Origin of the sequence: Actinoplanes sp. NPDC000266 (genome assembly GCF_042899005.1) — a bacterium.
In the GTDB taxonomy this organism is placed as follows: Bacteria; Actinomycetota; Actinomycetes; order Mycobacteriales; family Micromonosporaceae; genus Actinoplanes.
The window spans coordinates 435,813-448,943 of sequence record NZ_JBIAZI010000004.1; the positions used below are offsets into that span (position 1 = coordinate 435,813).

General features: G+C 71.4%; 11 protein-coding genes. 4 read left to right on the forward strand and 7 right to left on the reverse strand.

From position 1 onward, the window contains the following. Positions 1-37 precede the first annotated feature (37 nt). Positions 38-589 (forward strand): hypothetical protein, encoded by a 552-nt coding sequence (locus tag ACFY36_RS18595; RefSeq protein ID WP_499747201.1) that lies wholly within the window; start codon positions 38-40, stop codon positions 587-589. 55 nt (positions 590-644) lie between these two features. Here ACFY36_RS18595 and ACFY36_RS18600 read toward each other — a convergent pair whose 3' ends face one another. Continuing rightward, on the reverse strand, positions 645-1,670 hold the full coding sequence (locus tag ACFY36_RS18600) for a S8 family peptidase (RefSeq protein WP_499747202.1): 1,026 nt from the start codon (positions 1,668-1,670) through the stop codon (positions 645-647). Continuing rightward, the gene (locus ACFY36_RS18605) at positions 1,667-1,825 is read right to left on the reverse strand and encodes a hypothetical protein (protein ID WP_499747203.1); all 159 of its coding nucleotides are present in this window, start codon (positions 1,823-1,825) and stop codon (positions 1,667-1,669) included. Before ACFY36_RS18605 ends, ACFY36_RS18600 begins: the two co-directional genes overlap by 4 nt. 80 nt (positions 1,826-1,905) lie before the next feature. Here ACFY36_RS18605 and ACFY36_RS18610 point away from each other — a divergent pair, with 80 nt between their 5' ends. Beyond that, positions 1,906-2,265, forward strand: coding sequence for a DUF2203 domain-containing protein (locus tag ACFY36_RS18610; protein WP_499747204.1), 360 nt, complete (start codon positions 1,906-1,908; stop codon positions 2,263-2,265). Between the two features lie 2 nt (positions 2,266-2,267). On the opposite strand, the gene ACFY36_RS18615 is transcribed toward ACFY36_RS18610, so the two are convergent. The 3 genes from ACFY36_RS18615 to ACFY36_RS18625 form a co-directional block, all read right to left on the reverse strand. After that, positions 2,268-4,787: a DNA topoisomerase IV subunit A gene (locus ACFY36_RS18615; protein WP_499747205.1), complete on the reverse strand. Its 2,520-nt coding sequence runs from the start codon at positions 4,785-4,787 to the stop codon at positions 2,268-2,270. A gap of 14 nt (positions 4,788-4,801) precedes the next feature. Continuing rightward, positions 4,802-6,853, reverse strand: coding sequence for a DNA gyrase/topoisomerase IV subunit B (locus ACFY36_RS18620; RefSeq protein WP_499747206.1), 2,052 nt, complete (start codon positions 6,851-6,853; stop codon positions 4,802-4,804). 140 nt (positions 6,854-6,993) lie between these two features. Then, entirely contained in the window at positions 6,994-7,596 is a 603-nt protein-coding gene (locus ACFY36_RS18625; protein ID WP_498654089.1) for an adenylate/guanylate cyclase domain-containing protein, read from the reverse strand. Between the two features lie 176 nt (positions 7,597-7,772). Between ACFY36_RS18625 and ACFY36_RS18630 the strand changes: the two genes are divergently transcribed. After that, positions 7,773-10,553 (forward strand): helix-turn-helix transcriptional regulator, encoded by a 2,781-nt coding sequence (locus tag ACFY36_RS18630; RefSeq protein WP_499747207.1) that lies wholly within the window; start codon positions 7,773-7,775, stop codon positions 10,551-10,553. Positions 10,554-10,709: 156 nt separating this feature from the next. After that, positions 10,710-11,486 (forward strand): DUF5995 family protein, encoded by a 777-nt coding sequence (locus tag ACFY36_RS18635; RefSeq protein WP_499747208.1) that lies wholly within the window; start codon positions 10,710-10,712, stop codon positions 11,484-11,486. On the opposite strand, the gene ACFY36_RS18640 is transcribed toward ACFY36_RS18635, so the two are convergent. Next, positions 11,460-11,663: a hypothetical protein gene (locus tag ACFY36_RS18640; protein WP_499747209.1), complete on the reverse strand. Its 204-nt coding sequence runs from the start codon at positions 11,661-11,663 to the stop codon at positions 11,460-11,462. The two genes, ACFY36_RS18635 and ACFY36_RS18640, sit on opposite strands and share 27 nt — an antisense overlap. Continuing rightward, on the reverse strand, positions 11,660-13,126 hold the full coding sequence (locus tag ACFY36_RS18645; RefSeq protein ID WP_499747210.1) for a HEAT repeat domain-containing protein: 1,467 nt from the start codon (positions 13,124-13,126) through the stop codon (positions 11,660-11,662). Before ACFY36_RS18645 ends, ACFY36_RS18640 begins: the two co-directional genes overlap by 4 nt. Positions 13,127-13,131 lie beyond the last annotated feature (5 nt).

Sequence of the window (13,131 nt, forward strand, 5' to 3'; positions counted from 1 at the left end):
GCCGAAAAACGTCGGACCTCCTCGCTAGCGTCTGCTCATGTCGCGTCGCTTATTGATCACGCTGAACGCGCGGCTGCGGCCGCTTGATCGTGGGGATCGTTATGAAGATCCGTTGCAGGAGGTTCTCAAGGCCAAGATGCCCGGATGCGTGATCGACGGCGGTGGCACGCTGCTGACCGCGGAGCGCGAGCCGGCCTCGAGCGACATCGATCTCACGGTCGCGGGTGACGCGGCCGCCGCCCTGACGCTGGTGATCGGCACGCTGGAGGCGGCCGGCGCCCCCCAGGGGTCGAAAGCGCAGCTCGACGACGCCGAGCCGGTGTTCTTCGGGGTGACCGAGGGTCTCGGCGTCTATCTGAACGGCACCGATCTGCCCGCCGAGGTCTACCAGGCCAACGACATCAACGACCTGGTCGGCGCCGTCATCGAGGCGATCGGCGACGAGGGCGATCTGCAGTCCTATTGGGAGGGCCCGGCCGAGACGGCCCTTTATCTGTACGGCGGTTCGGCCGCCCGCATGATCGACCTGCTCGCCGGTCTGCCCGGCCGTTTTCCGCTCGCGGAGCGGTGGCGGCTCGTACCGCTGTGACGCCGGGCGGCCCGGCCCGGGATCACCGGAGCCGGGCCGCCCATCGAGTCGGAGATCAAAGGCCGGTGGTGTAAAGGAGGCGGTTCGGGGAGCCGGAGCCGGGGCTCTTGACCACGCCCGTGGTGGCGTTGGCGACGATGGCGGCGTTGACCGTGGCGACCGAGGCGCCGGGGTGGCCCGCCAGGTAGAGCGCGGCCGCGCCGGCCACGTGCGGGGACGAGAACGAGGTGCCACTGCCCGTGTACGTCGCGGTGTTGCTCGTGCGCCAGGCCGAGGTGATCGAGACGCCGGGGGCGAACAGATCCAGCACCGAGCCGTAGTTCGACCACGACGCCCGCGTGTCGGTGCGATCGGTGGCGCCCACGGTCAGCGCCTCGGTGACCCGGGCCGGTGACGTCGAGCCGGCGTTGACGCCCGAGTTGCCGGCCGCGATCGCGTACGGGATGCCCGCGGTGATCGAGCGGCGTACGGCCGCGTCCAGGGTGCTGCTCGCGCCGCCGCCCAGGCTCAGGTTGGCCACCGAGCGGCCGCGGACGGCGTTCGCGGTGACCCAGTCGATGCCGGCGATGACACCGGCCGTCGTGCCCGAGCCGTTGTTGTCGAGGACGCGGACGCCGACGACGTTCGCGCTCTTGGCGATGCCGTACGTCGTGCCCACCGCCACACCCGCGACGAACGTGCCGTGGCCGTTGCCGTCCTGCGCCACGTTGTCGCCGTCGACCGCGTCGTAACCGTAGGCCGCCCGCCCGCCGAAGTCCTGGTGGCCGACCGTGATGCCGGTGTCGACCACGTAGACCGTGACGCCGCTGCTCGGCCCGTACGTGTACGTCGTGCTCAGCGGCAGGTTGCGCTGGTCGCTGCGGTCGAGACCCCACGGCGCCGAGCTCTGCGTGTCGGCGATCCGCACGGTCTGGTCGGCTTCGACGGCGGCCACCGCCGGATCGGCGGCGAGCCGGGCCGCCTGCCGAGCGGTGAGACGCGCGGTGTAGCCCTCGATCGCGTGCCCGAACACCCGGGTGACGGTGCCGCCGTAGCGGCGGGTGATCGTGGAGGCGCGGGCCGCGTCGACGTCGGATTTCACCGTGACCAGATAGGTGCCGGCGACCGCGGTGGCCTGCCGGCATTCAGGACCGCGCCGGTGGCCTCGCGGAAGGCGGCGAACGCGGGCGCGGTGACGGAGAGAGCGAGCGCGGTTCCGGTGAGAACCGCGACGGGGAGGTGCCGTCTGATCTGCATGGACATCACGCTAGAAAGGAACTGTTGATTGACGATCAACGATCCTTTAGGGACTTGATAGCGACCTGTGTCGATAAGACATGCTTGTCACCATGGGCCTGTTCACCTTGACCGAGGCGCGCGCCGAGCTCGACCGGCTGCGCCCCGTCCTCGACGAGATCGTGATGGTGCGCGCCGATGCCGCCGAGGCGGGCGCGGTCGTGAACGCCGGCGGGCGCGGCCTGCCGGAGTGGAAGGCGGCCACCGCCCGCCTCGACGAGCTGATGACCGAGATCCAGCAGACCGGGGCCGTGCTCAAGAGCCTGGCCCCGCTGCTGGTCGACTTCCCGTCCGACCTCGACGGGGTGCCGGTCGATCTGTGCTGGCTGGAGGGCGAAACCGGGATCACGTGGTACCACCGCGGTGATCTCGGCTTCGCCGCCCGGCGCCGGCTGCCCTGAAACTAGCCCCGCTCGATCAGGTGGCCGATGATCTGCGGCCCCATCAGGACGGCCTCGCCCGAGCCGTCGCGGCGCGCGTCCGGGTCGGGCAGCTCGATCGGGTCGCCGGTCTTGCTGGCGCCGACCGGGCGCGGGCCGACCCAGGCCACCTCGAGCCGGGTCTCGCCCTTGAGGAATCGCTGCACCCGCACGCCGCCGGTCGCCCGGCCCTTGCCCGGGTACGAGGCGAACGGCGAGACCTTGACCTGGGTGCCGGTCGAGGTGACGACCATCGGCTCGCCGTGGACGTCGTCGGTGGTCGACACGGCGTTGAAGCCGATGACCTCGGACCCCGACGACACCGTGATGCCGGCCATGCCGCCGCCCTTGAGGCCCTGCGGCCGTACGTTCTTGGCCTGGAACTTCAGCAGCGACGCGTCGGAGGTGACGAACGTCAGCCACACGGCCGGATCGGTGATCCACGTGGCCTGGAGGATCTCGTCGCCCTCCTTGAGGGTCATCACCTCGAACTCGTCGGAGCGCACCGGCCACTCGGGGGCGGCCACCTTGACCACGCCCTGCCGGGTGCCCATGGCGACGCCGATGCCCTCGCCCACCAGGGGCGCCAGGCCGACCACCCGTTCGCCCTTCTCCAGCGGGACCAGCTCGGACGCCGACACGCCGCCCCGCAGGGAGACCGTGCCGACCTGCTCGGGCAGCACCGGCAGCGGCAGCACATCGGTCTTGAAGGCCCGGCCCTTGCTGGTGATCAGCAGGATGCGCCCGCGTGCGGTCGAGTGCACCACCGCCCGTACGGCATCGTGTTTGACCCGGCCCGAACGACGGCGCCCCTCGGTCGCCTCCTCGCTCTCGGCCGCGGTCCGCGCGATCAGCCCGGTGGCCGACAGGATCACCTGGCACGGGTCGTCGGCCACCTCGAGCGGACCGGCCGGCACCGATGCCGCCAGCACCTCCTTGAGGTCGCCGCCGATCAGCGTGGTGCGCCGGGGCGCGCCGAACGCGCTGGTCACCTCGGCCAGCTCGTCGGAGACGACCTGCTTCAGCACGTCCTCGTTGTCGAGGATGCGGGACAGCTCGGCGATCTCGGCCCGCAACTTCTCCTGCTCGGTCTCGAGCTCGATGCGGTCGAAACGGGTGAGCCGCCGCAGCGGGGTGTCCAGGATGTACGTCGCCTGGATGTCGGAGAGCGAGAACTCGCTCATCAGCGACGCCTTGGCCGCGGCCGCGTCGTCGCTGCCCCGGATGATGGCCACCACCCGGTCGATGTCGATCAGGGCGATGAGCAGGCCGTCGACCAGGTGGAGCCGGTCCTGGCGCTTGGTGCGCCGATAGGTCGTGCGGCGGGTGACCACGTCGTAGCGGTGCTGCACGAATACCTCGAGCAGCGCCTTGAGGCCCAGTGTCTGCGGCTGGCCGTCGACCAGCACCAGGTTGTTGATGCCGAACGACGTCTCGAGCGGGGTCAGACGGTAGAGGTCGGCCAGCAGCGCCTGCGGGTTGACGCCGACCTTGCACTCGATGACGAGCCGGGTGCCGTGCTCGCGGTCGGTGAGGTCCTTGACGTCGGCGATGCCCTGGAGCCGGGCCGCCTGGCGCTGGCCGCGCTTGGGACCCGAGGTGATCATCTTGCCCTTCACCTCGTCGGTGATGGCCTCGATGATCTTCTCGGTGCCGACGCCGTACGGCAGCTCGGTCACCGTGATGGCCTGCCGCCCCCGGCCGCCCTCGAGCAGCCCGGTCTGCGCCTTGGCCCGCATGCGGACCACGCCGCGGCCCGTCTCGTAGGCCCGGCGCACCTCGTCGAGGCCGAGCAGCTGACCGCCGGTGGGCAGGTCGGGACCGGGCACGAAGCGCATCAGCTCGTCGAGGCCGGCGTCCGGGTGGGTGATCAGGTGGCGGGCCGCCCCGACGACCTCGCCCAGGTTGTGCGGGATCATGTTCGTGGCCATGCCGACCGCGATGCCGGACGTGCCGTTGACCAGTAGGTTGGGGAACGCGGCGGGCAGCACCTTGGGCTCGACGTCGCTGCCGTCGTACGTCGGCTTGAAGTCGACGGTGCCCTCGCCGATCTCACCGACCAGCAGCATCGCCTCGCGGGACATGCGCGCCTCGGTGTACCGCGACGCGGCCGGGCCGTCGTCGGGCGAGCCGAAGTTGCCGTGCCCGTCGATCAGCGGCGCGTTGAGAGAGAAGTCCTGTGCCAGCCGGACCAGGGCGTCGTAGATCGCCACGTCGCCGTGCGGGTGGTACTTACCCATGACGTCGCCGACCACGCGGGCCGACTTGACGTACCCCCGGTCGGGCCGATGGCCCTGCTCGGACATCGACCACAGGATGCGGCGGTGGACCGGCTTGAGGCCGTCCCGCGCGTCCGGCAGCGCCCGCGAGTGGATGACCGAGTAGGCGTACTCCAGGTAGGAGTCCTCGACCTCGGTCGTGAGCGGATTGTCGATGACGCGGGCGCCGGCCTGGTCGAACGCGGACAGGTCGACGCGGTTGTCGGTGTTCTTGCGGCGTGCCATTTTGACAGGGCCTCTCAGGCGTCGATCGTCTCTTGGTCGATGCGGCCCGCCGCCTCGATCAGCCAGTTCTTCCGGGGTTCGACCCGCTCACCCATCAGCAGCTCGAGGGTGGCCTCGGCCCGCTCGGCGTCGTCCAGCGTGATGCGGCGGACGGTGCGGGTGGCCGGGTTCATCGTGGTGTCCCACAGCTCGTCGGCGTCCATCTCGCCGAGGCCCTTGAACCGGCTCACCGGCTTGTGTACCGAGCCGCCGCCGCGCTCGATGCGGGCGACCGTGGTGTCCATCTCCTGCTGGGTGTACGTGAAGATCGTCTCGGAGTTGCGGCCCTTGGTGACCACCTTGTGCAGCGGGGGCATGGCGGCGAAGAGCCGGCCCTGCTCGATCACCGGGCGCATGTATTTCGCGAACAGGGTGATCAGCAGCGTCCGGATGTGCGAGCCGTCGACGTCGGCGTCCGCCATGATCATGACGCGGCCGTAGCGCATCGCGCTCATCTCGAAGGTGCGCCCCGAGCCCGCGCCCAGCACCTGCACGATCGCCGAGCACTCGGTGTTGTCGAGCACCTGCTGGAGCGAGGCCTTCTGGACGTTCAGGATCTTGCCGCGGATGGGCAGCAGCGCCTGGTATTCCGAGCTGCGGGCCATCCGGGCCGTGCCGAGCGCGCTGTCACCCTCGACGATGTAGAGCTCGCTGCGGGCGATGCCGGTGGCCCGGCAGTCGACCAGCTTGGGCGGCATGGACGCGCCCTCGAGCGCGGTCTTGCGGCGGGCCGCGTCCTTCTGCTGCTTCTGCGTGAGACGCACCCGGGCCGCGTCGACGATCTTCTGCAGGACCGTACGGGCCTCGGCCTTGGTCTTGCGGTCGTCGATCCAGCCTTTGAGGTGGGCCTCGACCAGGCCCTGGAGCACACGGGTGACGCCGGCCGTGGACAGCTCGTCCTTGGTCTGCGAGGTGAACTGCGGCTCGGGCACCCGCACGTGGATGACCGCCGTCATGCCCTCGAGGATGTCGTCGAGGACCGGCACCTCCTCCTTGGGCTTGAGCAGCCCGCGGGTGTTGCGGATGGCCTCGCCCAGCGCGCGGACCAGGGCCCGCTCGAAGCCCTTGCGGTGGGTACCGCCGTGCACGTTGCGGATCGTGTTGGTGAAGCTCTCGACCGTGCGGTCGTATCCGGTGCCCCAGCGGAAGGCGATCTCGACCTCGGCCCGGCGCACCACGTTCGACTGCATGACGCCGTTCGCGTCGGCCGCGTTCTCCTTGTACGTCCCCTCGCCGTTGACCAGGAGCATGCCCGAGACCGGCTTGTCGCCCGCGTGGGTGAGGAACTCGACCATGTCGGTGAGCCCGCGCGGGAAGTGGAACGTCTCGGTGGTCGGCTCCTCGCCCGTCTCGTCGCGCAACGTGTACATCACGCCGGGGACGAGGAACGCCGTGTTGCGCAGCTTGGCGCGGACCACGTCGGCGTCGAGCCTGGCCCCGGCCTCGAAGTAGCGGGCGTCGTACCAGTAACGGGTGGTCGTGCCGCTGGGCTCGCCGCGTTTCATCCGCCGGACGATGCGCAGGCCCGACTCGGGGTGGAACTTGGCCTGCGGGCCGGGACCGTCGAACGAGCCGGGCACCCCGCGCTGGAACGAGATCTCGTGGACCTTGCCGTCCCGCTTGACCTGCACGTCGTAGCGGAGCGAGAGCGCGTTGACCGCGGACGCGCCGACGCCGTGCAGTCCGCCGGAGGTCTTGTAGCCGGCGCCGCCGAACTTGCCGCCGGCGTGCAGCCGGGTCAGCACCAGCTCGACGCCGTTGAGCCCGGACTTGGCGTTGACGTCGGTCGGGATGCCCCGGCCGTCGTCCTCGACCTGCACCGAGCCGTCGGCGTGGAGCGTGACGGCCACTTTGGTGGCATGGCCGGCCACGCCCTCGTCCGTGCAGTTGTCGATGATCTCGTTGGCGAGGTGGTTGACGCCCCGGCTGTCGGTGGAGCCGATGTACATGCCCGGACGCTTCCGGACGGCGTCCAGCCCCTCCAGGTGCGTGAGGTCATCGGCCCCGTACAGGATCTCCGCGGTCACGAGGTGGCACTCCCGATCGGCCTTGGTGGGTGGTCAGGTCGCGGCGAGCCTACCGGGAGCCTCCGACACTTCCCGCCAACCGAGCCGGTACCGGCCCACCGAAGAACCGGACGATACCGACAAAGGTAACGCGGGGTGACCTACGCCACGCAGAGCACCCCTTGCGGCTCCAAGGCGCGGAACAGGTCCAGCGGGTACGGCTTGCCGGCCACCCGGACGGGTGGCAGCTCCTGGTACGCGATGAGCTCGTCGGACGCCTCCCGGGTCGACGAGCACACCACCACAGTGTCGTGCGGCGCGTACGCCTGCAACCGGGCGGCCGTGCTCACCACACTGCCGCTGATCATGCCGTGCCCGAAGTCCCGGGTCGCCGCGACGTCCACGATCACGTCACCGGTGGCGATGCCCACCCGCGTCCGCACAGCGAACCTGCCGGCCAGGAGCTGCCCCCTCAACGCCTCCTGGACCGACAGGCCCACCCGTACCGCCGCGGCGGCCGCCTCCGGGCCGAACCCGGTCTCGTCGGTGCCGAACACCGCCATGACCGCGTCCCCCACGTATTTCTCCACCACTCCTCCGCCGGAGCGGACCACCTCGCTGACGATCCCGAAGTAGTCGCGCTGCAACGCACGGACCACCGCGCAGTCCAGGTCGTCGATCAACGAGGTGAAGCCCACGATGTCGATGAAGAGGACGGACACGGTCTGACGCCGCTCCTGCTCCGCCATAGCGATTGCGGTCATGTCTCACGCTCCCCCAGTTCCTTGCTGTGCCCCGGGAGAACGGTGCCAGCCGCCGTCCACTCGCGGATCTGCAGAACGACGTATCTCTGACACTTCAAGACCCCGTCACTTATGTGACGCAGAACAGACCGAACCGCCGACAACGTGCTAGGTCGATTCGCACTAGGCTGCCCTGCATGGCCAGCGAGGAGGACGGGCCGCTTGTCGGGCGTACCGGCACGCTGACCCAGATCCAGTCCGATCTGCGCAACGCGGGCCCGGGTGGCACCTCAGCGGTGTTCCTCACCGGGGAGAGCGGCGTCGGCAAGAGCCGGCTGCTGCGCGAGACCGCCGCGGCGATGCGCGACGCGGACTTCGCCGTGCTGTCCGGAACCTGCCTCGACATCGGTGACGCGTCCCCGTTGCACCCGGTTCTTCAGGCCTTGCGGCAGTTCGACCACAATGTCCAGCCGGCCGACGCCGGTGACCTGCTCGACCGGGTGTCCCAGGCGCTGCGCGAGGTGGCCGGCGGCCGCCGCCTGCTGCTGGTCCTCGACGATCTCCAGTGGGCCGACCGCAGCACCCGTCAGCTGCTGCTCTACCTGCTGGCCGGCCTCGGCGACGTGCCGCTGGCCGTGCTGGCCGCCGTGCGGGCCGAGGCGCTGCACGGCGCCCACCCGCTGCGCAAGGTCCTGGCCGAGCTGCGCCGCCTGCGGTCGGTGCGGGTGGTCGACCTGGCCCCGCTCGACCGCGAGCAGACCGTCGAGCTGGTGTCCGCGATCACCGGCGGCACGGTCGACCCCGAGGACGCCGAGCGGGTCTACAAGCGGTCCGGCGGTAACCCGTTCGTGGCCGAGGAGCTGGCCCGTGACCTGCGCGACGGCCGGGTCGAGCTCTCCGACACGCTGCGCGAGATCTTCCTGTCCCGCGTCGACGAGCTGCCCCCGGCGGCCTATGCGGTGGTCCGCGCCATCGCGGCCGGCGTCGAGCCGGTCGGCCACGAGGTGCTGGCCCGGATCGTGCCGCTGCCCGAGGACCAGCTGATCGAGGCGGTCCGGGCCGCCGTGTCCCACCGCTTCGTGATCAGCCAGCAGGACGGCTACCGGCTGCGCCACCGCCTCGTCTCCGAGATCCTGGCCGACGAGGTGCTGCCGGCCGAGGCCACCGCCCTGCACCGCCGCTACGCCGAGGCCCTGGAGTCCGGCGACGCCGAGCCCGACCACGCCCGCCTGGCCCACCACTGGCAGCGCGCCGGCGAGCCGGCCCGGGCCCTGCCGTCGGTGGTGGCCGCGGCCCGCGACGCCGAGGCGCTCTACGGCTTCACCGAGGCCCACCGCTACTGGTCGACCGCGCTCGACCTGACCACCGGCGACGCACCGGAGCGCACCGAGCTGCTGGCCCACGCGGCCGAGTCGGCCCACCGCTGCGGCGAGCACCAGCGCGCCCTGGCCCGCCTCGACGACCTGGCCGCCCGCGGCGACGCCCCGAGCGCCTGCGACCTGCATCTTCGCCGGGCCCGATACCTGACCGCGGCCGGCCGCTCGGCGCTGGCCGAGGCCGAATACGTGCACGCCCTCGAGGCCCCCGACTGCAACCCGGCCCAGCGCGCGTCCGCCGCCGCGCAGCTGGCCGAGCTCCTGGTCCACCTGGGCCGCTACGCCGACGCCAACGAGCGCGCCCGCGAGGCCCTCGAGATGGCCGGCGCCACCAGCGCCGACCTGGTCCGGGCCAGCGCCGCCCTCGGATACAGCGCCGCCTTCCGGGAAGACCCGGCGGCCGGCCTGGCCGTGCTGCGGCAGGCCGTCGAGATCGCCGAGCGCAGCGGCCACCCCGACGAGATCGGCGTGGCCTACCTTCACCTGGCCGAGCTGCTGGCCGGCCCGCTCAACAGCATCGAGGAGGGCGTGCTGGTCGCCCGCCGCGGCGCCGAGAAAGCCAGCCGGACATACGCGTCGCGCCTGCTCGCGATCGCCGCGAACGGCCTGTTCCGGGTCGGGCAGTGGGCCGAGGCCGACGCCGTTCTCGACACCGCGATGCGCCACCGCCCGTCCGGGGCCGAGGCGGTCGAGCTGCTGCTGTCGCGCTGCCGGCTCTGGGTGGGTTTCGGCGACGCCGAGCAGGCCCACCGCGACCTCGACGCGGTCGCCACCCTGCTCGCCGGCGGCGGCGCCCGTCACGTTCTGCCCATGCTGACGCTGCGCGCCGGAAACGCGATGTGGCTGGCCCGCTGGCCCGAGGCGCGCGCCGCCGTGCAGCGCGGCCTGCTCGAGACCCGCTCCGACGACCTGGTGCTGATCGGCATCCTGGCCTGGCACGGCCTGCGGGCCGAGGCCGAGGCGCACGCGGCCGGCGACCAGGTCGACCCGCTGGCGCTGCGCCGGCTCAAGTCGTCGGTCGACCGCATGGCGGCCGGCGCCAGCAACGCGGCGGTGCAGGTCAGAGCCGTGGTCGACGCCTACATCGACCTCTGCAACGCCGAGATCAGCCGGGTCGAGGGCCGCCCCGATCCCACCCCGTGGGCGCGCGCGGCCGGTGCCTGGGACAAGCGCCAGCAGCCCTATCCGGCCGCCTATGCCCGGCTGCGCCAGGCCGAGGCCATCCTTCAGCGCAAGGTGAAGCGGGCCTCGGCGGTCACACCGCTGCGCGAGGCGTACGCCACGGCGATCGCGATGGGCGCCCGCCCGTTCGCGGCCGAGATCGTCTCGGTCGCCCACCGCTACCGGGTGGCCCTGGCCGACGACGCCGACACCGTGCCGATGCCCCCGCCCGAGCCCGATCCGGGCGACGAGCTGGGCGCTCTCACCCAGCGCGAGCGTGAGGTGCTGGCCGCGCTGGCCGAGGGCCTGACCAACCGCGAGATCGGCGAGCGGCTGTACATCAGCGAGCGCACGGTCGGCGTGCACGTCGGGCACATCTTCGACAAGCTCCAGGTGCGTACGCGCGTACAGGCAAGCCGGGTTTATCTGACCGCGGCGTGACCTTTTCGTTATAAAGCTCGCGCGAATAGGTAGTTCTACAGATCCCTGCGTAGGTAGCCGGTGAAAGGCTGTCCGCACGGGGGAGCACCATCCCGGTGGCCACCGCCACCGGGATGGTGCTGGGGGCCCTCCGCCGATATCGCCGTGGAGGAACCGATGACACAGTCGGTCTGGGGACCCGTGCAGCGGGAGATGAACGATCTCCTGCAGGGATACCCCGACGACGTGCCCGCCGTTGTCGACCAGCTGACCAAGCTGCAGGACATCTTGACGCGGGTGCCCCCGTTGCTGATGGAGAACCCTCTCTGTGACTTCAACAAGCTCTATCTGACGATCACCGAGGGCGTTCTCGAGAAGCTCTACGACGGCGAGTTCAAAGATCCCGCGTTCCTGTCCCGGCTGGACGTCGAGTTCGCCGCGCGCTACTTCGACGCGCTGCGCGCCTGGGCCGGCTCCGACATGAGCCCGCGCTGCCCGCAGGTGTGGTCGAGCCTGTTCGCGCGCATCCCCGGCCCCGACTGCCGCCCGCTGCCGTCGGCCTGCGCCGGCGTGAACGCGCACATCAACTACGACCTGCCGTTCGCGCTGGTGACCACGTTCGACCACATCGGCACCGAGCCGGTCGACGACAGCGACCAGCACCACGACTACCTGGTCATCAACGAGATCTTCGCCGACTCGATCCCCGGCCTGCGCCGCGGCTACCTGGAGAAATGGCAGCTGCTCATCGACATGATGAACGGCTGCCTGGACGACTGGTGGCAGGGCGAGGCGGTCGAGTACACCCGCAACGTCGCCTGGCGCAACGCGCAGAAGCTGTGGGGCCTGCGCAACGACATGGGCGCCCTCGACAAGGAACGGGCCGGCCTCGACCGTGTGGCCACCGACCTCAACCGGCTGCTGCTCTCACCCTTGGGCGCCTTTCTCCAATAGACCCATTTCGCCGTACGGCCGGAGCTCGCGCACAACCGCACGGATCCGCTCCCGCCGAAGCTCGTCCCCCCAGATCGTCTCGGACACGGTCCGCCCGAAGACGGGAAGCCGTTCTTGCTGCTCGGCGAGCCGCTCGAGCAGGGGAATCGCGCCGACACGCCGCAGCTCGACGATCACCGCGAGATCGAGCGCCCCATCGAGTGCCTCGTCGAGCGCCCCATCGCGAGCGCTTTGCCGGCGGGCTCGCCGAGCCGGGCCAGGGCCTCGGCCGCCGCGTCCTCGTTGAGAAAGTCGGCGAGCAGGACCCGGAGCTCCGGTTTCAGATCCAACCGGAAGTCACCGGCCACCTGCGCGGCGTGCCCGGCGGGCGCGCCACCGGCTTCCAGAACGGCTCGAAGGGCGGCGGCCGCGGAGTCGCGATCACCCAGAACGGCAAGAATGCGCGCGGCCAGCACTTGAGCATTCCCGGCCGGGCCGCTCTCAGGTGGGGTGCTCCCAGGCGGGGCGCTCCCAAGCGGGGCGCCCCCAAGCGGGGCGCTCCCAAGCGGGGCGCTCCCAAGCGGGGCGCTCCCAAGCGGGGCGCTCCGGCTGATCAGCGCACGCGCGGTTTCTTCGAGTGGGGCCAGCGCGGGGCCGAGCTGGTCGATCACACGGGCGCCGGTTCTCGGGAACTCCCGGGCGCGGCGGAGGAAGGCCCGCAGCAGCTCGTGGGTGGGGTGCGCGTCGCCGGTCATCCGCCAGATCGCCACTGCCGCGCGCAGGTCGTAGTGCCGTTCGACCCGTACGAGCAGATAGGGCAGCCCGGCGGGATCGTCGTGGCCGATCGCCAGGAGCGCGGCGGCCACCGCTTCCGGATCGTGCCGCCGGGCGGCGATCAACTCGGGCACCGCCGAGGTGAGGTCCGCGCCCCATCGCCGTTCGAGCGCCCACTCCGGACCGGCCCAGCGCTCCAGCCATCCCGCCAGCAGGCCCACCGTCCCGGGTTCGGCGCCGAGCCTCCTCCGTACCGCCGCAAGCACCTCCGGCGTCAGCCGCGCCTCGACCCCGATCCCCGGCAGCGGCCGTCCCGCGATCCGCGCATCGCACAACACATCAACCCAGGCCGGATCGCCCAGGTGCTGCAGCGCCCCGACCGCCCGGTCAGCAACGCTCGGCCCGCCCAAGCCCAAGGGTTCGAAATCCCAGAACTCATCCTCCCCAGCACCGGCCACCTCACCCACCGGCGCACTCCCCACCGCGCCACGCGCCGGCAACTCGCCCGCCGCGCCCCTCGTCCGCAACGCACCCGCCGCCTCAGAAGTCAACGGCGCACCCACCGCCTCGGAAGTCGATGACACACCCGCCGCGCCCCTCGGCAGCAGCCCACCCGCCGCCTCAGAAGTCAGCGGCCCACCCGCGGCCAAGTGGCGGAAGAGCGGTGTGAACGGGCGGGCAGCCTCGCCGAGGTGGGTCAGCGCGACCAGCGCCGCCTCCCGCACGCCGGGGTCGGGGTCGGCGAGCGCGTCGCCGATCAGCGGAGCCAGCCAGGCCGGGGCCGTCCGGTCGGTGTCGCAGCGGTCGCATGCCGCGCGGATCGCCGTCATCCGGGTTGCCGGTTTCGGCGACTCCAGCCGCTTCAGCAGCCGATTCCACGAAGGCACGGCCG